The organism is Clostridium sp. OS1-26 (assembly GCF_030915445.1).
In the GTDB taxonomy this organism is placed as follows: Bacteria; Bacillota; Clostridia; order Clostridiales; family Clostridiaceae; genus Clostridium_AM.
In genome coordinates this window covers 2,987,495-3,010,854 of record NZ_CP133264.1, presented here as the reverse complement: position 1 = coordinate 3,010,854, position 23,360 = coordinate 2,987,495, and the positions used below count along the sequence as shown (strand labels likewise).

The window sequence follows — 23,360 nt, the reverse complement described above, 5'->3', positions numbered from 1 at the left end:
TTAAAGTAATTCTATTTTTTAACACCGTATTATTCAATTTTCAAAGGCCTCGTTCATTTTTTCAATTTTAATAGTTACGTCACATTATTTTCATAATGTTTAAATATCACATACTCTAAATAAATAGATATTCTTTCTGTATTGCGACGTAAAGATACCGTAAAACTCATTTCTGAACTGTCCCTTGTTAAGTAGACAGTTGGCAGTTCAGTTTTGAATAATACGGCATTATAAATAAATATTCGTTTTTATATATTATTTTCTTTCAAAATCATATAACTCATCTTCATATCTTTCAAGTTCAATTTCAATAATTCCATTATCCCTACACTTGAAAATATCTTTACTTCCAATCGGCATTTTTCTAAGTTTTGAATATTTCGGATAAATATCACTTAGCGTTGCATAGCAATATTTCTGCAATTTGTTCTCTAAAACATCTAAGCAATGCTTTTTTATGATTATTTCGTCTCCCTCATTAAATACAGGACAATATCCATTTTTTTTAATTACTTTCATCTTAATAACTGTCTGTGGTTTAATTTCCATTCTCCTCACCCGCATTCCCATTAATATTTCTTTTATTTTACTATTCTAGCTTACACCATAGAAGAATTATATCATATCCCAGTGTTATATTAAACCATTTATGTTAAATAGAGTATTCATAAACACTGTGTCATCCAATTTCTTGCCTGCGATTATTTTAAACAACTCTACTGACTTCTCTTTACTTAATTGAACACATTTACTTTCATTAGAAATAACAAGTTCTACATTAGGACTTATCCTAGGATATTTAAATTACGACGTAAAAATACCGTAAAATTCATCTGAATAATACGGCATTTGAATAAATTATTTGTTCTTAGTTCTAAATATCATTAAAGTTTTTGCTAATTATATATGATATTATTTTTTATTATTTACTTATTAACATATTTGGAATCAATAGTTAATGTAGCACTTGTTGAAATTCCAGTATTCGGATCATAAGCTGTTATTACCACTGACTTAAGAGTCGTAAAATCAACACCTTTATTTGGTGTTACTGAAAGCAATCCACTATCTACTGTAACTGTACCAGCATCACATGCATATTTTATATTATTAGCAAGGTGTGATCCTGTAATATCTCCTCCATTTTGATCTAATACTGTACACGTTGCATATCCATCACCTAGACTTCCATCTTGTTTACCTGAACTTCCATCTTGTTTGTTAGGTGAGATCACTAATGTTGAATTTATCATAATTTTACTGATTCTTGGATTTTCGCTTACACCTGATGTTCCAGGATTAAGTGAAGGATACTTAATAGTGCCAACTATGCCATTTATATTATCCACCAACGTAATAATAACTACGCCACCAGTACTAGAAGCATTGTTGAATGTTATGGTACCTGTTCCTGTTAATGGATTTAAAACTATTGATGAACTTACAGATGCAACTGCATTTATCTCTGAAGCTGGAATCGCTTTAGTAATATCAACACCATTTTTATCTAAAACTCTGTATTGGAATGTCGCTGTGTTCGTTCCAGTCTTTGTTAAAACAGTTGAAATAAATTCAATTTTAGCTACTGATGTAGATCCAATATTATTAGTTGGTTGTGGTTCTGAATATTTATTATTTAAACTTACTAATTTACCAGTTACTTTATCAATTAATGTAACAATAACTTGGTTACCGTTATCAGAAGGAGAGTTGAATGTTATGGTACCTTTTCCTGTTAACGGATCTAAGATTATTGATGAACTTGCAGACGCAACTGCACCTATCTCTGAAGCTGGAACTGTTTTAGTAATATCAACACCATTTTTATCTAAAACTCTGTATTGGAATGTCGCTGTGTTCGCTCCAGTCTTTGTTAAATTAGTTGAAATAAACTCAATTTTATCCATTTTTGAGGTTGCTGGAGGAGTTGAATTTGATGAAGGAGTCGTAGTTGCTGATGTTCCTGCAAACTTATTAATAATTTCATCTGGAACTACTCCTATGCCACCTAATACATTAATATTGGATATATTAATAGAATTATTAGCAAAATAATTTTTTTCAATGCTTGGATCATTTCCAATCAAAAGTAATGGATTAGAATTTTTGCCTGCTAAAATAGAACCACTTAGAGCATCTGCAAAACCTTCACCTGAAGCTATATATACTGTACCTAGATTTAGATCGCTCTTGAATTTATCTATAATATTTAGATTTACTTGATATTTGTCATTTCCTGTTATTAATTCTATATTAGACAGTCCCTTGAGCACTGCATTATTTAATGATGTTCCTGAGCCAATAACATAGGTTGTAGTCAATTTGTGACTGTTAATATAGTCTTTTACCACACTTGGAATTTCATTATGACTAACTAATATAATAGGCATATTTCTTTTTACAGCTATAGGTGATATTGATAAAGCATCAGGAAAGCTTTCACCTGTAACAACTGCAATTTCAGTAACATTGTCCAGCTGTTCAGCTATCTTTATACATGTTTCGTAACGATCTTGTCCAAATATTCTTGTTACTGCTATTCCTGAAGAAGCCAGCTGTTTTTCAACTGCTGACGAAACACTGCCTGTGCCTCCAACAATAATAATATTCTTAACTTTTAACTGCTGAATTGCATTTAATGTTTCTGCAGGTATAGAATTAGCTTCACTTAAAAGTATTGGTGCATCATATTTCTTAGCTAGTGGCGCAGCACTTATAGCATCCGGAAAATTTTCTCCGCTAGCCAGAATTGCGTAATTCGATTGAGTCCACCCACTTAAGGCAACTGCTGCAGAAGTTGCATATCTGTCAGCTCCTGACAATCGTTTGATAGTTATGGCGCTTCCTGTTGATGTATTCGTACCACTTATTGAAGTACCTGTAGTTGTTGGTGTTTTTGTATCATCTATTGAAGTATCTTTAGCCGTTGGTGAATCTCCTATATTTAAAGCTGCTTTTACTCCAGTTAACTTGTCCGATAATGAAACAATGATTGTTCTATCAGTGTCGCTAAAGTTATATTTTAATCTACATGTCGTTTCTTTTGGTACTAAAGTTATCAGTGAATTTATTGATGAACTTACATTTATTTGGGAAGACGGAATTTCTCGTGTAATATCTTTACCATATTTATTTAATATTTTATATTGTAATTCTGACCACGATAACCACGATCCCCCCTTTAAAATATCAGTAGGAATAAAAGAAATTTGAGCTATTTCTAAATCATTACTATTGTTGCTCTTATTATTTTCAGATTCAGAATTTACTATATTTAATACTCCAGATGCTTCAACGCCTGTTTTGTGTATTAAGCTAATCATAGCTTTGTTATCGGCATCAGAAAAATTGTAGGTTACTGTACCTTTTCCTGTTGATGGATCTAAACTCACTTTGGATTTTGATGAACCTATCATTGCAACTGCCTCAATATCAGTTGCTGGGATTTCCTTAGTAATATTTAAATGATTATGATCTAATATTTGATAATTGAATGTGGCTGTATCTGTCCCAGTTTTTATTAGATTACTTGAAAGAAAATTCATTTGTAAAACTTTCGATGCAGCCATCTTTCCAACTGGGTTTTTAGTTAATCCCGATGTATTTAATATTGCAGCTATTCCTGTTACTTTATCTGTCAATGTAAGTTTAATTGGCTTATCAGTATCAGTAGAATTAAATGTTATAGTGCCTGTCCCTGTTGATGGATCTAAAACTACTTTTGAATCTACAGATGTAAATGCAGATAGCTGAGAAGCTGGAATATTTTTAGTGATCTCTTTAAGTCCATTAGATAACTTGTAGCAAAAAGTGGCTGTGTTTGCTCCGGTCTTTGTTAAGTAATCTGAAAGAAAATTAATTTCATAAATTTTATTCTCATATGGGTCCTGGCTCTCACCAATATATAAGGTTTGACTATTTCCCACAGTGCTATTAGCCGCGCCACTTACGTACAATTTACTATACATAAGATTAACTTCAACGTATTTAGAGTTAGAAAAATCATATGTCAATGTACATGTTCCTGTTGATGGATCTAAGCTCACTTTAGCCCTTCCACCACTTCCATCCTCATAATTTCGATCCACAATTGCATCTACACTTATATCAGAAGCTGGAATTTTACTGGTTATGTCTATACCATGTGTATCTAATATTTTATAATGAAATGTTCCCGTGTTTGAACCAGTCATTTTTAAATGATTATCATTAATTTGAATGGACTCGGGAATAGGGCCACCCTGTGCCGCGAAGGCATTCGGAGAGAATCCTAGAAATAAAATTAATATCGCTAGAATAAATGATAGTTTTGCTTTTTTTTCAATCATGATAACACCTCTTTCCATCAACATTTTACCATAACTCTAAACTTATGTTAATTATTTTATTATTATCCTATATTTCTATTAATGTATAACTATGTATATTTAATGTACATGTACTAATATAATACAGTAACACATTAAACATTTTGATTTTAAATATAGCATTACTCAGTTTTCAAAAAACATTATTCATATTTTCATTTTCAATACCTACGTCATAATATATTTAGAAAATATATCTATATATAAATTTGCGATAAATGCATTATATTTTTGTATTACAGCGTAAAAATACCGTAAAATTCATCTGAATAATACGGCATTTGAATAAATTGTTTGTTCTTAGTGCTAAATATCATTAAAGTTTTTGCTAATTATATATCATATTACTTTTTATTAATTTACCTATTTGGGATCAATAATTAATGTTGCACTTATTGAAACTCCAGTATTCGGATCAGCAGCTGTTATTACCACTGACTTTAATGTCGCTAAGTCAACACCCTTATTAGGTACTACTGTAATTAGATCTTGTGATACTATAACTGTACCAGCATCACATGTAAATTTTATATTTTTAGCAAGCGGTGTGTTTGTAATAACATTTTCATTTTGGTCGTATGCTTCAAATATCGCATATCCATTTCCTGGACTTCCATCTAATTTAGGACCAGCAACACCTAATTTGGTTGAAGTTATCATAATTCTACTGATCCTTTGACTTTCGCTTACACCTGGTGTTCCAGGATTAAGTGAAGGATATTTAATAGTGCCAACTATGCCATTTATATTATCCACCAATGTAATAATAACTACGTCACCAGTACTAGAAGCATTGTTGAATGTTATGGTACCTTTTCCTGTTAATGGATCTAAAACTATTGATGAACTTACAGATGCAACTGCATTTATCTCTGAAGCCGGAATCGCTTTAGTAATATCAACACCATTTTTATCTAACAATCTGTATTGGAAAGTAGTCGTATTCATCCCAGTCTTTGTTAAAACAGTTGAAATAAATTCAATTTTAGCTACTGATGTAGATCCAATATTATTAGTTGGTTGTGGTTCTGAATATTTATTATTTAAACTTACTAATTTACCAGTTACTTTATCAATTAATGTAACAATAACTTGGTTACCGTTATCAGAAGGAGAGTTGAATGTTATGGTACCTTTTCCTGTTAACGGATCTAAGATTATTGATGAACTTGGAGAGGCAACTGCACCTATCTCTGAAGCTGGAACTGTTTTAGTAATATCAACACCATTTTTATCTAAAACTCTGTATTGGAATGTCGCTGTGTTCGCTCCAGTCTTTGTTAAATTAGTTGAAACAAACTCAATTTTATCCATTTTTGAAGTTGATGGAGGAGTTGAAATTGATGAAGAAGTCGTAGTTGCTGATGCTCCTGTAAACTTATTAATAATTTCATCTGGAACTACTCCTATACCACCTAATACATTAATATTTGATATATTAATAGAATTATTAGCAAAATAATTTTTTTCAATGCTTGGATCATTTCCAATCAAAAGTAATGGATTAGAATTTTTGCCTGCTAAAATAGAACCACTTAGAGCATCTGCAAAACCTTCACCTGAAGCTACATATACTGTACCTAGATTTAGATCGCTCTTGAATTTATCTATAATATTTAGATTTACTTGATATTTGTCATTTCCTGTTACTAATTCTATATTAGACAATCCCTTGAGCACTGCATTATTTAATGATGTTCCTGATCCAATAACATAGGTTGTAGTCAATTTGTGACTGTTAATATAGTCTTTTACAACGCTTGGAATTTCATTATGACTAACTAATATAATAGGCATATTTCTTTTTACAGCTATAGGTGATATTGATAAAGCATCAGGAAAGCTTTCACCTGTAACAACTGCAATTTCAGTAACATTGTCCAGTTGTTCAGCTATCTTTATACATGTTTCGTAACGATCTTGTCCAAATATTCTTGTTACTGCTATTCCTGAAGAAGCCAGCTGTTTTTCAACTGCTGCTGAAATACTTCCTGTACCTCCAACAATAATAATGTTCTTTACTTTTAACTGCTGAATTGCATTTAATGTTTCTGTAGGTATAGAATTAGCTTCACTTAAAAGTATTGGTGCATCATATTTCTTAGCTAGTGGCGCAGCACTTATAGCATCCGGAAAATTTTCTCCGCTAGCCAGAATTGCATAGTTTGATTGAGTCCATCCATTTAAGGCAACTGCTGCAGAAGTTGCATATCTGTCAGCTCCTGACAACCTCTTGACACTTGGAGTACTCTGTGCTGCAAAAACTGTAATTGAAGAAAATAATAATAAAGCTAATACCGTAAAAATAAATGATAGTTTAAATTTTTTTTCTTTCATGGTAACACCTCTTTCAGTTATATATTACCACAACAATATATTTATGTTAATATTTTAATTATTATCCTTAAATTCCATTTATACATAACTGTATATATTTAATATAGTTATATTAATATAATGATTCAAAAATTATTTAATTGTTGATGAATCCAGTTCTATTTCAAAAGGACCAACTGAAGAAAAAGAACCTTCAATGAAAATGTTCCGAATTTGCAATTTTGCATTGCTTTCATTTATATAATTGTAAATTAGTTCTACACTCTTATCTGATAAACGCTCAATACTAATAATTATCCTAATTATACATTGTATAATTCCAAGTATAACTAGGGAATTTATATATGAGGAGTGTGATGAGTTGATATGACCAAAAAGCGCAATTATGTAATCTTTTTTACTTTATTGATAGTTGTTAGCTTCATCTTTGGCTGTTCTAGCAAACTTAGAAGTATTACTAAAAGGGAGATAAGAAATTTTTCAAAAGTTTCAGCTAAGGATCTGAAACAAGTTGAGCCGAATGAAAATGTACCACAACAGAAAAATACAGAAGAGAAAAAGCCAGACCAAAACAATACTCCACCAAATAATGTAAATCAAAACAAAACAGATCCCAAAAAACAAAACATAATTGAGAAAATCGACGAGAATGAATTAAAATCTGAAGTTGAAAGAATATATAATGAGAGATCAGCAGCTCTTGCCTCCGGTGATGTATCATCTTTAAAAACACTTTTTGATACTTCACAAAAATATGGTAAATGGGCATTAGAGCATGAGGTTAAACGTATAAAATATCTTAAGGATTGGTCAAAGGAAAGAAATATAACTTTTAATAAAATAGAATCCACAGTGAGAGTAAAGAAAATTTATCCTAAAGGTAATATAGTAAAATTAGCTTTAGAAGAATCCTATAAGTTTGATTATGTTTATAATAACGAGGAGAATCCTCCTGTTAATTCTTTTGGAGTTGGAATAAGACATACTACAAGCCTAGTTAAAAGAAATGAGAAGTGGGTTATTTTCAATGACTGGTACACTGACTGCTTTGAAGATGCCTTACGTGGCTATTCTGACAGTGTTGCTAAACTTCCAAGAATGTTAACTCCTATTCATAACATAAATAAAAGTTATCAAGAAGTAATTTATAGGAAACCTATTTATGATAGAGAAAAGGCTGTTGCTTATGCTGATAAATACTGTGGAGCTGCTTGGGGAAGTAGTAATAATTTTAAATATAACAAGAAATATAATGATTACAATGGTATAGGTGGAGATTGTACCAATTATGTATCCCAAGTATTAGGAGATAAAGAAGGTGGAGGTATGCGCATTGGTGGTGGTTGGGTACCTAGTAGTAACGCTTGGGCTAATGCTGATGGGTTGAAGAATTTCTTAGTACACAGTGGAAGAGGAAGTGTAATTAGTGTTGGTACATTTAAGGAATTGACTAAATCTTCAGAAAAACTCCCTAATGGAGCAGTTGGAAAATTGCAGCTTGGAGACGTGATTGCTTATGAAAAAGGCAGGGGAAACATAGACCACTTTGCAGTAATAACAGGCTTTGATTCTCATGGATATCCACTTGTGAATTCTCATACTACAGATAGATATCATGTACCTTGGGACTTAGGGTGGGGTGACGCTAAAATAAGATTTTTTCTTATACACATAAACGGTTAAGCTATTCCTTTCAATATATTATCTGTTTTAAACAACATTAGAAAGGGTCGGCATAAGCTAAGGAGCATTTTCCTAAGTTATGTCGCCCTCTCTTACTATTTTGATTTGCTATATATAGGACATTGTACTATTCTTGTCAAAGCAGATAATTATTCTCTTCATTTGCCAATTCAAGCGTTCTAATTTCAAAAGTTTTGCAACCTGATGCAATAAAGGGGTCGGATTCTGCAATTTTCGCTGCTTCTATAATACTTTCTGCAGAGATTATAACTATTCCTCCAGGATAATCTGTAAATGGCCCGCAAAGCACAAGTTTGCCCTGTGCCTTTAACTCTTTTAAGTATTCTACATGGCTCTTAATTATATCAGAATTTATCGGCTTCTGATTGTTCATTAAATAAACATATGTCATTTATTTTCCCTCCTAACTAAGATAAAAACAAACTTCATCATTGGCAATATTAAAGGAATACTCTTTAAGTATCAATCTTTTTGTTTCTATTATATTCACTTTAATCACTCCTTTGAATTATTAATGTGTATTATACAACGAATGTCACGAATCATGTATTAGTTATTCATTTTCTGTTTTTTTCTCCTGCAACCATTGTCCTACGAAGTTCAACTTTTTATTATAATAGCTTACAGCATTTCCAACTAATAGTGATGATGCAATTGTACCTTCACGGACACCATTTAATTTATGAAACATATATAAGGATACAATGACACTAACAATAACCAATGCACTATCAAAGTACATTTTTATTTTTCCGAAATCCTCATTTGTCTTTTGAGCAATAGCTTTCACTAAGCCTTCACCAGCCAGCATTACAACATTAGCTTTTACTTCCAAAAATACACCTAATGCAACTACAAATATGCTAACAATACAAAGAAGCCACTGTACAAGGTAACTATGAATTTGCAGTCCAGATAGAAGATACAATGTAAAATCTGTAAAATATCCAAAAAGAAATGCTACAACAAGTTGCAATAATTGAAAAAGCTCATACTCTCGTCGTAAAATTATGATTTGCAAAGCAACAAAAACCACATGCATGGCAATAGTGATTTTACCCATGGACCATGGTAGACCTAGACTTAGCACTAATGGTACACTTAAAATAGGGGTTGTACCTAATCTAGCTTTTGTTGACAAAGCAATTCCGATGGCTATGATGAACAAACCAACAATTAATAATAAATAACGTTTTATATACTCTTTGGTTGTTTTCATATTTCTCATTTTTCGAACACTATTCTCTCCATTCAAAATTCCTCCTAATAAATTGTAAAGTTATCTTTCAGAGCCTAAATCCCCTTTACTGACAAACCTTTTTTCATATTTATCAAGAACAAAGTTTAGGCAATCTTCCAAATTAGTGTCAGTTTCATTTGCTATACAAATAAGAGAGAATAACACATCTCCAATTTCACTGTTCCATTCTGTGGTTTTCTCAAATTGTTTACTGCCATAGTTAGTTCCTTTTAAAACCTCCTTTGATAGTTCTCCTACTTCTGATGTTAAATCAATCATTCTAACATTAACATTTGAATTCATGTTCCTATCTTTAGTGAATTTATTTACTATATCTTGAATGTCTGATAAATCCATTTTCATCCCCCATCCTGAAATTCAGTATATCACCAGTTTGTCGTTAATTAATAATTTAATCATATAATTTTTACCAATACAAATAAAGGAATTCTATCATAGAATGAGAGCCTGTATCTATTAGAGATGCAGGCTTTGGCTGACTTGCAATATATAAAATTATTAATTAAGCTTACTAGTATACTCATTTTTTAGAACTGACATTATAATTATTGATTCATAGTTTCCATTATATAAAATACATTCTCTTAAGGTACCTTCTTCAATAAACCCTTCAGATTTATAAAGGTTTTGTGCTCCATGATTTTTATATCTAACATCAAGCCATAGTCTATGTGCATTCAACTGCTCAAAAGCTATTTTTTTAACTAATTTTAAAGTTTCCCTTCCAAAACCCTTACCTTTGTCCGATATCACAACTCTCTTAAATTCAATATTCCTATGTGGGTTTGTAAGTCCTGCTATAATTAAATATCCAACAGGTTTATTGGTAGTTTTCTCTTCAACAATTAAATGTAAAATATCATCCTGACTTAATGCATTTCTATGCTGTTCCTTCGTCCATTGATCAACATATTGTGCATTGCCAGGTTCTCCTTCCGAAGCGATTACAAAATCCAAATCATCTTCTTTAGTATTCCTTATATTTATAAGATCAGATTTTTCTTCAATATGCTTCATGTTCCTCCCCCTTTTTGCCATAAAAATCTATTAATCTGGTATTAGACTACCAATTTAATTATATAATTTTTACCAGTAAAAATAAAGGAGATTGGCATTTTGTAAATTGCAGCATAAAAACACCGTAAAATTCGCTTCTTCTGAATAATACGGTATTTAAATTAATTATTCGTTTTTAATATTTTTATTAAGACACTCTACATTGCAAAAACTTTACTCTTCAATAAATTTCACCAGTTCCTTGTTAAATTTATCACGCTGGTCATAGAAGGACGCATGACCGCTGTATTTAAATGGTACAAGTTTTGAATGTTTAATCATTTTGTTTTGTATTTCACCGAGCTCAAATGGAACAACCTTATCATGAATACCATGAATAATTAAAGTTGGAACATTTATTGTTTCTAGATCAAAAAACAGTACTTCATTTATCCAAGTATTTGCAATGGCCGCAGTTGCCCAGCCGGCTGCCTGTAATCCCAATTGAAAGAACCAATCTGAGAATGATTCAGTTATATACTGAAAGAAAAATGTGTCGGCGAAATCTCTCAGCATTTTAGGACGATCAGTATATGTTCCGTTAATAATTTTGATTACATCTTCTTTTTCTAAACCATATGGGAAATTGGGACGCTTGATAAGACTAGGAGCTGCTGCATCAATAAGAGCAAGTTTAGATACTCCATGACCTTTATGGCGGGCCATGTATCGAATAGCCATAGCTCCTCCAGTTGAATGTCCTGCAAGTGTAAAGTCATGTAATTTGAGTGCTTCAACCACACACCTAACATCATCTGACAATCTATCGTAGCCGTAGCCAGTCCAAGGCTTATCTGAATTACCGAATCCTCTTGTATCTATTCCGACGCACCTATATCCCATCTTCGGGAGCTGATCAAATTGATATTCAAATAGCTTATGGCTTCCAGGCCAACCGTGTAGAAACAAGATTGTCTTATTGCCCTCAGGATTAAGATCCTCTACATAAATTTTTACATTAGGTTCTACTTTAATATAGTAACCCATTGACAACCTCCAACAATTAAATAGCTATATTAATAGGTTATTCACTAGAGCAATAATTTGTGAATAATTGAGCCGACTCTTAAATACAATGTATTTCCAAGCGAAATCCTACTTTTTGTACTCTTCCAGAAAAAGTAACTTTTTTTCTGGTTATACTGCTTGAACGTAAAAATACCGTAAAATTCATCTGAATAATACGGTATTTTAATAAAATGTTTTTCTTAATGTCAATATCATTAAAGCTACGATGTATGAAATTTTATCACAATACTAATAACTAATTTGTTAGTATGACCAAACCGTTAATGTAGCACTTGTTGAAACTCCTGTGGTTGGATCAGTACCTGTTATTGACACTGACTTTAATGTCGCTAAGTCAACACCCTTATTAGGTACTACTGTAATTAGATCATTCGTTATTGAAACTGTACCAACGTCACATGAAAACTTTATATTTTTAGCAAGTGGTGAAAGTGTAACATCATTCCCATTTTGATCATATACTTTAAATGTTGCATATCCATTTTCATCTGAGTGAGAACTAGGTACACCTAGATTTTTTGACATTATCTTTATTTTATTGACTCTTGGACTTTGACTTACATCTTTATCTGTTGTTGGAGTAGATGGCGTAGATGAAGGAGTTGAAATCGATGAAGGAGTCGTAGTTGTTGATGTTTTAATAAAGGCATTAATAACTTCATCTGGAACTGCTCCTATACCACCTAATACATTAATATTGGATATATTAATAGAATTATTAGCAAAATAATTTTTTTCAATGCTTGGATCATTTCCAACTAAAAGTAATGGATTAGAATTTTTGCCCGCTAAAATAGAACCACTTAAAGCATCTGCAAAACCTTCACCTGAAGCTACATATATTGTACCTAGATTTAGGTCGCTCTTGAATTTATCTATAATATTTAGATTTACTTGATATTCGTCATTTCCTGTTACTAATTCTATATTAGACAGTCCCTTGAGCACTGCATTATTTAATGATGTTCCTGAGCCAATAACATAGGTTGTAGTCAATTTGTGACTGTTAATATAGTCTTTTACCACACTTGGAATTTCATTATGACTAACTAATATAATAGGCATATTTCTTTTTACAGCTATAGGTGATATTGATAAAGCATCAGGAAAGCTTTCACCTGTAACAACTGCAATTTCAGTTACATTGTCTAACTGTTCAGCTATTTTTATACAGGTTTCATAACGATCTTGCCCAAATATTCTTGTTACCACTAAGCCAGAAGAAGTCAACTTTTGCTCAACTTTTGACGAAACACTTCCTGTACCTCCAACAATAATAATATTCTTAACTTTTAACTGCTGAATTGCATTTAAAGTTTCCTCAGGTATAGAATCGGCCCCAGTTAGAAGTATTGGTGCATTATATTTCTTAGCCAGTGGTGCAGCACTTATAGCATCAGGGAAATTTTCTCCACTAGCCAAAATTGCATAATCTGATTGAGTCCATCCACTTAATGCAACTGCCGCAGAAGTTGCATATCTGTCAGCTCCACACAACCTTTTGATAGTTATAGCACTTCCTGTCGAAGTATTTGTATTTGGCGTATTTGTATTAGTTATTGAAGAACTTGTCGTTGACGGTGTTGAAGTATCTTTAGCCGTCGGCGAATCTCCTATATTTAAAGCTGCTTTTACTCCAGTTAACTTGTCCGATAATGAAACAATGATTGTTCTATCAGTGCCGTTAACTTTATAAATTAACCCACATATCCTTTCTTTCGGTGTGAAAGACAGCTGTGAGTTTATAGATGAACTTAAGGCTATTTGAGAAACTGGAATATCTAATGTAATATCTTTACCATACTTGTTTAATATTTGGTAAGCTAATTCTGCACTCATCATTCCAGTAGGAGTTTCATCAGGAGTATTAGCAGGAGTCAAAACAATTCTAGCTACTTCTAAATTATTGCTATTGTCATCCTTATTATTTTCAGATTCAGAATTTACTATATTTAATACTCCAGATGCTTCAACACCTGTTTTGTGTATTAATCTAATCATAGCTTTGGCATCAATATTAGAAAAATTATAGGTTACTGTACCTGTGCCTGTTGATGGATTCAAGCTTATTTGGGCTTTTGATGAACCTACCAATGCAGTTGCGTCAATATCAGTTACTGAAATTTTGCTTGTAATATTATTATAATAATGATCTAATATTTTATAATTGAATGTAGCTGTATCTTTACCAGTTTTTATTAGATCACTTGAAAGAAAATTCATTCTGCAAATTTCCGATGCTGCTACTTTTCTAACTGGGTTTTGTGTTAAGCCTAATGTATTTAATACTCTAGTTGTTCCTTTTGCTTTATCTGTTAATGTAAGTTTAATTGGCTTATCGGTATCAGGAGAATTAAATGTTATAGTGCCTGTCCCTGTTGATGGATCTAAAACTACTTTTGAATCTATAGATGTAAATGCAGATAGCTGAGAAGCTGGAATATTTTTAGTAATCTCTTGAAATCCATTAGATAACTTGTAGCGAAAAGTGGCTGTGTTTGCTCCGGTCTTTGTCAAATAATCTGAAGTAAAATTAATTTGATAAATTTCATTCATATATGGGTCCTGTTTCTCACCAATATAGAAGGTCCCACTATTTCCTACAGCTCTATAAGCAGCGCCACTTACGTACAATTTACTATACATAAAAGTAACTTCAACGCGTTTAGAGTTAGAAAAATCATATGTCAATGTACATGTTCCTGTTGATGGATCTAAGCTCACTTTAGCCCTTTCGCCACTTCCATCTGCAGGATTCCGATCCACAATTGCATCTACACTTATATCAGAAGCTGGGATTTTACTGGTTATGTCTTTACCCTGTATATCTGATATTTGATAATGAAATGTTCCCGTGTTTGAACCAGTCATTTTTAAACGATCACCATTAATTTGAATGGACTCGGGAATAGGGCCACCCTGTGCCGCAAAGGCATTCGGAGAGAATCCTAGAAATAAAATTAATATCGCTAGAATAAATGATAGTTTTGCTTTTTTTTCAATCATAGTAACACCTCTTTCCATGAACATTTTACCATAAATCTAAACTTATGTTAATTTTATTATTATTATTCTAAATTTCTATCGATATACAATTATGTATATTTGATATATACATACTAATATAATACAATAACATATTAAACATTTTGCTTTTAAATACTGCATTGATCAGTTTTCAAAAAATAACTAAAGAACACCCCAAAATTCGAACATGAATATTGCGGTGTTCCAGTAGATTATTTGATTTTTATAGTTAAGTTAGTAAATAAGAACATTATGAATGTAATCTTTTATCGAAATTATTGCATTTTATACTCCCTAAAATATAGCCAAATGAGTCATTCAAGGCTCTTTAATCATTTATGGGTTAATTGGAGAAAAACTTACGATATAATCCTGTGCTGCAGTAGACAATGTAGCAGCACCGTAGGCTGTGACTCCATGGTCTAGATCTCTAAATCCGTATATTTCTACTTTTACAGAAGGAATTGTTTTAAACTCAACATCATCTGGAAATATGATGGTAATTATTCCATTATTGTAACTGGCACTTCCAATTGAACTTCTGACGTCCAACTGAACATTGGAATTTGTGATATCATATCCATTAATATCTGTTACTGTATAAGTTAAATATCCGACTCTCCCATCGTTACTACACTTTATTTGAGTAGAAGTTATTTCAATTGAACCCACCTGTTGCCAACGATCAACTTTTCTTTGTACTAAATTTTGAGTTGAGGCTTTCACTATATTACTAAATTGGGATTGGATACCATTCTTAACCGCTGCAATCTTAAAATACACAGTAGTATTATCTGGAATTTTCATAAGCTTTAGTGAACAATAAGGCCTCCATGGAAATTTAATTTTGTTCCCATTATCATCACGAACAGCTTTAAAATTTACATTGTCGGTACTATAATATATATAATAATCTTCTTCAGCTGTTTGGGTCCATTGTATACTAATTGAATTATTGGTAACTTCAACGACAGAAAGTCTTGTAGGAGTTTGTAGATCTGTAGATACCCCTATGGCGGCGGATGTAGTTGTATCTATAGCGCTGGATGTAGTTGTATTTATAGCACCGGAAGTGGTTGTGTTTTCTGTACTATCAAAATTATCTACAGTGCTATTAGGTACAACTCCAGTTCCACCAAATATTTTTATATTTGCATTTGGGGCAACTAACTGCAATAAATTCTTTTCATTTGTAACATCACTTCCAACCAAAAATAATGGATTGCCATTAGTACCTGCTAGAATAGAACCAGAAAGGCCATCTGCAAAATTTTCACCAGAAGCAAGATAGATTGTGCCAAAATCTAAACCCTTTTTAAAGTAGCTAATACAGGCTAGATTCCTTTGATATTTATTACTTCCATTTATTTTAGTTACATATGGGAGTCCAGTTTCATCTAAAATTGAATTGCCTTTACCTATTACATAAGTTCTGCTAATATTTTGAGTACTTATATAATTTTTAACTTTTTCTGGTATGGAATCATTTGGTACTAATATAATAGGCATATTATTTTTTACAGCAATAGGAGCGATGGAGAGTGCATCTGCAAAATCTTCTCCTGTTACCACTACTATTTGGCTTACACTGCCGAGCTGCTCTACTACCTTTATATTGGTATCATATCTATCTTTTCCTGCCAATCTAGTAACCCTAATACCACTTGAAGTTAACTGATTTTCCACACTAGAAGAAATAACAGCTACGCCGCCTATTATAATTATATTTTTCACTTCTAGCTGTTGAATTGTACTTAAGGTTGATGCAGGAATTGTATTCTTTTGTGTTAATAATATTGGTGCTTTATATTTCCCAGCTAAGGGAGTAGCACTTAAAGCGTCTGGATAATCTTCTCCTGAAGCTAAAATAGCATAATCTGAATGAGCCCATCCATTTAATGCAATTTTAGAAGATGTTTCATACCTATCTTGTCCAAATAATCTTGTAGTTGAAGATGCAAATACAGTTGTGGAAAGAAGCATCATCAATATAAGCGTAGCAAGGCATAGTGCTAATTTAAACTTTTTTGACATTTTAATCCTTCCTTTGCAAATTTATCATTTACTACAATATTACACCTCTTGTAAAATTTATTCAAGTTTTACGATAAATTGTATTAACAGAAGAGTGAATATATATAATACTATTATCTGCATCACAGATTAAAAAATATTTTACTAACTTCATTAAATAAAAACACCGTAAAATTCATTTTGAATAATACAGTGTTCTGAAAAATTATTTGTTTTTTTAGTTGCAACATTAGATTAAGAATGATATGAATTAATATAAATAAAGTTTATATACTATCTATCTCTGTATACGAAGCTAATCTTTTCTCTAATGTTTCCGTATGAATCTCAAATAAATTATATCATAATATTTATATATTTTAATAGTTTTATAGAAAACATAAGAATTTTCAGTGAAAGAAAGTTAGTTAGTTGTTAATGTGATACTATATTTGTACAGATATTCATTTTCCTCTTCATCAAAAATAGTTCCTAATAATTTACTGTTGTTCTTTTCTATAATTTTCTTTGAGGCTATATTGTCTATATTACAAGTTAATATTACTTCTTCTATTCCTATCTTTATAGCCTTTTCCAATGCCAATTTTAAAATCTGAAAACCATAACCTCTATTTCTACAATCTGGTGATATATCATAGCCTATATGACCAGCACATTCTACCTCCTGGTGTCTAATTCTCACTACTCCTACAACTTCTTTTTTATTAATTAACCAGAATGTTGAAGTTATAACCGTTCCTTGAGGTAAGTCATTTCCCTTGGAATAATTGTGCACGTCGTTTAAATACTCTTGGAAATTTTCCAATGCTTTTTTATATTTATTAAAATAATGTTCATCATTTATTTTTCTATATGTTAGAGCATAATTTTCAAAACTCTTTTGATATTTTTTATTAGGCTCAATTAAAAATAAATCTTTCATATTACTCATACATTAAATTCCCCTATCCATTAAAAATTTCAGCTTGGAACTCGTGACTTTTTGAAATAAATCGCTTAAACTATATGAACTTTATCTTACTATCTTAAAGCTTTCCTCACCCTCACTAATAGGAACATCAATCATAATCATTTTCTTTACAGATGCCCGTTTCAATGCTTGCATGCAATTGACTAGAAAATAAATTTGCAATTCTTCTCCTTGTAATTCCGCTTCTACACTTCCATCTTCTAAGTTTTTCACCCATCCTGTTAATTTCATTCTTTCAGCAATACAATATATCTCCAATCGAAATCCTACTTTTTGTACTCTTCCAGAAAAAGTAACTCTCTTCCTGGTTATACTGCTTGAATTAAATTTAGGAAACTTAATATGGTTTGCATGGCTAATTACATAACAGTCTCTTAATTTCTTGAAAACGTTCATTCTTCAGCGTACTCCTTTTGCAGATTGACATCCTATTGTTTAAAACACCTTATATTGCATCCTCATCTCTACTAATTATTATTATTTTGACTTAACTTATGGTAATTATATCATATTAACTTAATTTCAAATGATCATTTTTGTAAAGAATCAATATATTCTTTGGCTTCTATCAATCCGACTCCAGTAGCAATTCTATATTTTTTTATTGCTTCAACTTTTTTACCTTCTAAAAGAAGGCTTTTTAATTCGTCAGTTATTGTATCAGGCACTCCAACTTGTTCAGCAATTTTATTTACATTTATATTTATTCGTGTTATATCAGCTCGTATCTGACTAATGCTAATTACTATCCATAGTAATAACCATACTCCTACAAATCCACAAATAGTTATATAATTCATAATTTAACTCCTTTCAATTTCGCATAATTCTATGATTATGAATTAACTGTTGGTAATTATACCATATAATTCAATTAAATTCATTACATTCCTCATAGTAAAAAGATAGGATTTCATCATTTAACAACGCATTATTCAATTTTCAAGGAGCTTAGTTCGTATTTTCAAATCCAATAGTTACGTCGCATTACATTTAGAAAGTATATCTATTACAAATTTACGATAAATACATTATATTTTTGAATAACGACGCAAAAATACCGTAAAATCCGCTATCTTGAATAATACGGTATTTTAGTAAAATATTTGTCTTTAATGCTAATATTAATAACTTTACTGTAATACTAATATAATTAATTTGTTTGAATACGTCACTACCACTTAACAGGTAACGTTTTACTTGTTGAAATTCCACTAATTGGATCAGTTGCTGTTATTGACACTGACTTAAGCATTGTTAAATCAACGCCAGAATTAGGTGTTATAGTAATCACACCAGCTGATGGGCGGACGGTGCCAACATCACATGTGAATTTTATATTATTAGTAAGTTGTGAATTTGTAATATCCATTCCATATTGATCATCTACTCTATATGTTGCTGCTCCAAATTGTTGATTTTTGTCCTTATATATTATTACATATTCTGTAGTAAGTACAATTTTACTAACTTTTGGGCTTTCACTTCCAAGATTAATTACAGGATACTCTATTGTTCCGGCTATACCAGTTACGTTATCTTTTAATGTAACAATAATTGTTTTATTAGTGTCAGAAGAAGTATTGAACGTTATGGTACCTACTCCTGCGAATTGATTTAATGTTATTGATGAACTTATAGATCCAACCGCATTTAATTCTGATGCTGGAACTAACTTAGTAATATCAATACCATTTTGATCTAACAAGCTGTATTCAAATGTTGCTGTATTCTTTCCAGTCTGAGTTAAGTTAGTTGATACAAACTGAATTTTATTAACTTTTGTATTGCTTCCTATTCCTGAATCAGCTGAAGATAACGCTCCCATTCCTACTATCCCATTATTGCATGTTATCGATACTGTAATTATTTTATCATTATCAGAAAAATTGTATGTTATAGTTCCCGTTCCTGTTTGAGGATTTAAGCTTACTTGGCCACCTGATGAACCTATCCATGAAGTTGCAAATAAATCCGAAGCTGGAACTGTTTTTGTAATGTCCATACCTTTTTTATCTAATATTTTGTATCTGAAAGTAGCTGTATTTGCATCAGTCTTCGTAAAGGTTGTGGAAGGAAAATCAATTTCAGCTACTGGTAAAAAACCCATTACATTAACTGGATCTGGTTCTGAATATTGTAAATTCAAATTTACAAATTTACCAGTTGCCTTATCAATTAATGAAACACCAACTTGCTTATCAGCATCAGAAGGATTATCAAATGTTATTGTACCTATTCCTGTTGATGGGTCTAATTTTATTGATGAAGTTGCAGCTGCAGTTGCATATATATCTGATGCTGAAACTTTTTTAGTAATGTCTACACCATTTTTATCTAATACCCTGTATTGGAATGTTGCTGTGTTGGTGCCAGTTTTAGTTAACTTAGTTGAAACAAACTCAATTCTATCTATTGTTGAAGTTGGTTTCGATGAAGGTATTGTGGTGGTTGTAGTTGGACTCGTTGAAGGTATAGTGGTTGTCGATGTCCCAAGAATTTCAGTAATAATATTATCCGAAACCACTCCTACACCACCTAATACATTAATGTTTGATACATTAATAGAATTATTAATAAAATACTTTTTCTCAAAGCTTGGATCATTCTCCACTAAAAGTAATGGGCTAGAGTTTTTCCCAGCTAAAATAGAACCACTTAAAGCATCTGCAAAACCTTCACCTGAAGCTACATATACTGTACCTAGATTTAAATCGCTCTTGAATTTATCAATAATATTTAAGTTTATTTGATATTTGTCAGCTCCTGTTACTAATTCTATATTAGACAATCCTTTGAGCACTGCATTATTTAATGATGTTCCTGAGCCAATAACATAGGTTGTAGTCAATTTGTGACTGTTAATATAGTCTTTTACCACACTAGGAATTTCATTATGACTAACTAATATAATAGGCATGTTCCTTTTTACAGCTATAGGTGATATTGATAAAGCATCAGGAAAGCTTTCACCTGTAACAACTGCAATTTCAGTAACATTGTCCAGCTGTTCAGCTATCTTTATACATGTTTCGTAACGATCTTGTCCAAATATTCTTGTTACTGCTATTCCTGAAGAAGCCAGCTGTTTTTCAACTGCTGCTGAAATACTTCCTGTACCTCCAATAATAATAATGTTCTTTACTTTTAACTGCTGAATTGCATTTAATGTTTCTGCAGGTATAGAATTAGCTTCACTTAAAAGTATTGGTGCATCATATTTCTTAGCTAGTGGCGCAGCACTTATAGCATCTGGAAAATTTTCTCCACTAGCCAGAATTGCAAAGTTTGATTGAGTCCATCCACTTAAGGCAACTGCTGCAGAAGTTGCATATCTATCAGCTCCTGACAATCGTTTGATAGTTTGATTACTACTTGAAGCAAAAACTGTAACTGATGAAAATAACAGTAAAGCTAATACTGTAAAAATAAATGATAATTTAAACCTTTTTCTAATCATAGTAACACCTCTTTCCATAAACATTTTACCATAAATATAAATTTATGTTAATTTTATTATAATTTTTCTATATTTCCACTAAAATGTAATTATGTACATTTAATATATATGTACTAATATAATACAACAAAACATTAAACATTTCGCTTTTAAATACCGTATTGCTCAGTTTTCAAAAAACATTATTCATATTTTCATTTTCAATATTTACGTCATAATATTTTCATATTAAGTATTAATCTAATAAAATGTAAAATAAAAAGAGCATTTCTGTTCTTGATCTTACGCAAAGTTTTTGTATTGCGACACAAAAAATACCGTAGAATTCATTTTGAATAATATGGTACTTAAATAAATTATTAGCTTTGAATATTTTTATTAAGACGTTCTACGTTACAAAAACTTTATTCTTCAATAAAGTTCATTAATTCTTTGTTAAATTTATCTCGCTGTTCATAGAACAATCCGTGACCGCTGCTTTCAAACGGCACAAGCTTGGAGTTTTTAATTCCTTCTTTTTGAGCAACAGCTAATGGAAATGGGCAAACTTTGTCATGAATACCATGAAGGATTAGAGTAGGAACCTCTATTTCCCCAAGATCAGAAAACAAGTTTTCGTCTCTAAGCGAAGTGGCAAGCTTCGCTGTGGACCAACCTGCTGCCTGTAATCCCAATTGGAAGAACCAATCTGAGAAAGGTCCTGTTAAGTACTGAAAGAAAAACATATCTCCAAATCCCTGTAGCATTTTAGGACGATCGTTATACGTATCTTGAATTATTTTAGTTACCTCTTCTTTAGTAAGACCATAAGGGAAACCAGGTCGTTTGGTAAAACTAGGAGCGGCAGCGGCAAAAAGAGCAAGTTTGGATACTCCATATCCCTTATGACGAGCCATGTATCGAATGGCAATCGCTCCCCCTACAGAGTGACCAGCGAGTGTAAAATCATGCAATCTAAGTGTTTCAACTACACATCGAATATCGTCTGCCAACCGATCGTAGGAGTACCCCCTCCAAGGCTTATCTGAATTGCCGAATCCTCTGATATCTACTCCAATACATCGATATCCCATTTGTGGAAGCTGATCAAATTGATATTCGAATAACTTATGATTTGCAGGCCAACCGTGTATAAATAAGATAGTTTTCTTTCCCTCTGGATTAAGATCCTCTACATAAATTTTTACATTTGCTTCTACCATAATATAGTATCCCACACAATACCTCCATTAATAAAATTCCTTCATTATTAACTTATTCTCTTAGAAACAAATAAATGAATCGCATATCTGATTTTTAATACCGCATTATTCGGCTTTCAAAGAACGTTATTCGTGTTTTCATTCATAATAGTTAAACCGCATTTTTTCATATTACGAAGTAAAAACACCCTAAAATTCAGTTTGAATAATACGGTGTTCTAGCAAATTGTTTATCCAGTTGTTGCGTTAAATAAAAAATAGTGTAAACTTATTAGAATAACATAAGTATTCTCCAAATACTCCAAATTACATTACATGTAAATCATATAAATAGACTCTCATATCGTTTTGATTATAATACTCTATATCACATTCAAGAGTTAAATCACTCTTTCCGTCATTTATCCAAAAATCAAAAGTTACACAAAACTCCCTTAAAGCACTTCTGGGTGTATCAAGTTCTATAATTTCAATATTATTAAATTCGTCTATCGGGGGCATAGTTACTGTACCTTCTTCTTCCCAAAACTCCCAGTATTCATGGAGGGATCTAATAAAATCTTCAATTTCCCTGCCATCAGATAAATATCTTCTTTTTAATGTTTCATAGCCTTTAAATACAAATAATTTATAAATATTTATGATTTCCTGCTTAATTGTATCTTTCAATTCCATAACATTTTCACTCCTACTGCATTTCTATTTAAGTTGTTATTAGTTCATAAAATCTTACAAGTGTGAACAAAATATTTTTTAGTTACTTACAAAATAAGGGATTTAACACCGAAAACAGAATTGATTTCAGTGTTAAGCCCTATTTTTACATCAATTATCACAAGTCTTAATATAAATTTTTCATAGATTTTGGCTTTTGAAACAGCACCTTTTTAAATATTATCTAATTCTATATTTA

The 23,360-nt window shown here is 31.5% G+C and carries 17 protein-coding genes; 1 reads left to right on the top strand and 16 read right to left on the bottom strand.

Translation table 11 applies throughout. The features are described from left to right. Positions 1-255: 255 nt before the first annotated feature. The 3 genes from RCG18_RS14675 to RCG18_RS14665 form a co-directional block, all read right to left on the bottom strand. Complete coding sequence (locus RCG18_RS14675) at positions 256-549, bottom strand: hypothetical protein (protein WP_308036795.1); 294 nt, start codon at positions 547-549, stop codon at positions 256-258. 377 nt (positions 550-926) lie between these two features. Further along, positions 927-4,328 (bottom strand): cell wall-binding repeat-containing protein, encoded by a 3,402-nt coding sequence (locus RCG18_RS14670; protein WP_308036794.1) that lies wholly within the window; start codon positions 4,326-4,328, stop codon positions 927-929. A 402-nt stretch (positions 4,329-4,730) separates the two neighbouring features. Beyond that, positions 4,731-6,704, bottom strand: coding sequence for a cell wall-binding repeat-containing protein (locus RCG18_RS14665; RefSeq protein WP_308036793.1), 1,974 nt, complete (start codon positions 6,702-6,704; stop codon positions 4,731-4,733). Positions 6,705-7,070: 366 nt separating this feature from the next. On the opposite strand from RCG18_RS14665, the gene RCG18_RS14660 reads away from it, so the two are divergent. After that, entirely contained in the window at positions 7,071-8,387 is a 1,317-nt protein-coding gene (locus tag RCG18_RS14660; protein ID WP_308036792.1) for an amidase domain-containing protein, read from the top strand. Positions 8,388-8,523: 136 nt separating this feature from the next. Here the strand turns inward: RCG18_RS14660 and RCG18_RS14655 are convergent, their stop codons facing one another. The 13 genes from RCG18_RS14655 to RCG18_RS14595 all read right to left on the bottom strand — a co-directional run bounded on the left by RCG18_RS14655 (position 8,524) and on the right by RCG18_RS14595 (position 23,122). Then, positions 8,524-8,799, bottom strand: coding sequence for a YciI family protein (locus RCG18_RS14655; RefSeq protein ID WP_308036791.1), 276 nt, complete (start codon positions 8,797-8,799; stop codon positions 8,524-8,526). A gap of 162 nt (positions 8,800-8,961) precedes the next feature. Continuing rightward, a complete protein-coding gene (locus tag RCG18_RS14650) occupies positions 8,962-9,663 on the bottom strand; it encodes a DUF6198 family protein (protein ID WP_308036790.1) in 702 nt (233 codons plus the stop codon). Between the two features lie 24 nt (positions 9,664-9,687). Beyond that, positions 9,688-10,005: a MazG nucleotide pyrophosphohydrolase domain-containing protein gene (locus RCG18_RS14645; RefSeq protein WP_308036789.1), complete on the bottom strand. Its 318-nt coding sequence runs from the start codon at positions 10,003-10,005 to the stop codon at positions 9,688-9,690. 162 nt (positions 10,006-10,167) lie between these two features. Continuing rightward, positions 10,168-10,686 carry a GNAT family protein gene (locus tag RCG18_RS14640; RefSeq protein WP_308036788.1) on the bottom strand — a complete coding sequence of 173 codons (519 nt, stop codon included), beginning with the start codon at positions 10,684-10,686 and terminating at the stop codon, positions 10,168-10,170. A 213-nt stretch (positions 10,687-10,899) separates the two neighbouring features. Further along, positions 10,900-11,712 (bottom strand): alpha/beta hydrolase, encoded by an 813-nt coding sequence (locus RCG18_RS14635; RefSeq protein ID WP_308036787.1) that lies wholly within the window; start codon positions 11,710-11,712, stop codon positions 10,900-10,902. Positions 11,713-11,997: 285 nt separating this feature from the next. Further along, on the bottom strand, positions 11,998-14,760 hold the full coding sequence (locus RCG18_RS14630; RefSeq protein ID WP_308036786.1) for a cell wall-binding repeat-containing protein: 2,763 nt from the start codon (positions 14,758-14,760) through the stop codon (positions 11,998-12,000). Positions 14,761-15,117: 357 nt separating this feature from the next. After that, the gene (locus tag RCG18_RS14625; protein ID WP_308036785.1) at positions 15,118-16,815 is read right to left on the bottom strand and encodes a cell wall-binding repeat-containing protein; all 1,698 of its coding nucleotides are present in this window, start codon (positions 16,813-16,815) and stop codon (positions 15,118-15,120) included. A 403-nt stretch (positions 16,816-17,218) separates the two neighbouring features. Next, on the bottom strand, positions 17,219-17,746 hold the full coding sequence (locus tag RCG18_RS14620) for a GNAT family N-acetyltransferase (RefSeq protein WP_308036784.1): 528 nt from the start codon (positions 17,744-17,746) through the stop codon (positions 17,219-17,221). Positions 17,747-17,827: 81 nt separating this feature from the next. After that, entirely contained in the window at positions 17,828-18,181 is a 354-nt protein-coding gene (locus RCG18_RS14615; protein WP_308036783.1) for an acylphosphatase, read from the bottom strand. A 134-nt stretch (positions 18,182-18,315) separates the two neighbouring features. Further along, positions 18,316-18,585 carry a 50S ribosomal protein L7/L12 gene (locus RCG18_RS14610; RefSeq protein ID WP_308036782.1) on the bottom strand — a complete coding sequence of 90 codons (270 nt, stop codon included), beginning with the start codon at positions 18,583-18,585 and terminating at the stop codon, positions 18,316-18,318. 374 nt (positions 18,586-18,959) lie between these two features. Next, positions 18,960-21,245, bottom strand: coding sequence for a cell wall-binding repeat-containing protein (locus tag RCG18_RS14605; protein ID WP_308036781.1), 2,286 nt, complete (start codon positions 21,243-21,245; stop codon positions 18,960-18,962). Between the two features lie 404 nt (positions 21,246-21,649). After that, positions 21,650-22,462 (bottom strand): alpha/beta hydrolase, encoded by an 813-nt coding sequence (locus RCG18_RS14600; RefSeq protein ID WP_308036780.1) that lies wholly within the window; start codon positions 22,460-22,462, stop codon positions 21,650-21,652. A 291-nt stretch (positions 22,463-22,753) separates the two neighbouring features. After that, positions 22,754-23,122, bottom strand: a complete 369-nt coding sequence (locus RCG18_RS14595) for a hypothetical protein (protein WP_308036779.1) — start codon at positions 23,120-23,122, stop codon at positions 22,754-22,756. Positions 23,123-23,360: the final 238 nt, after the last annotated feature.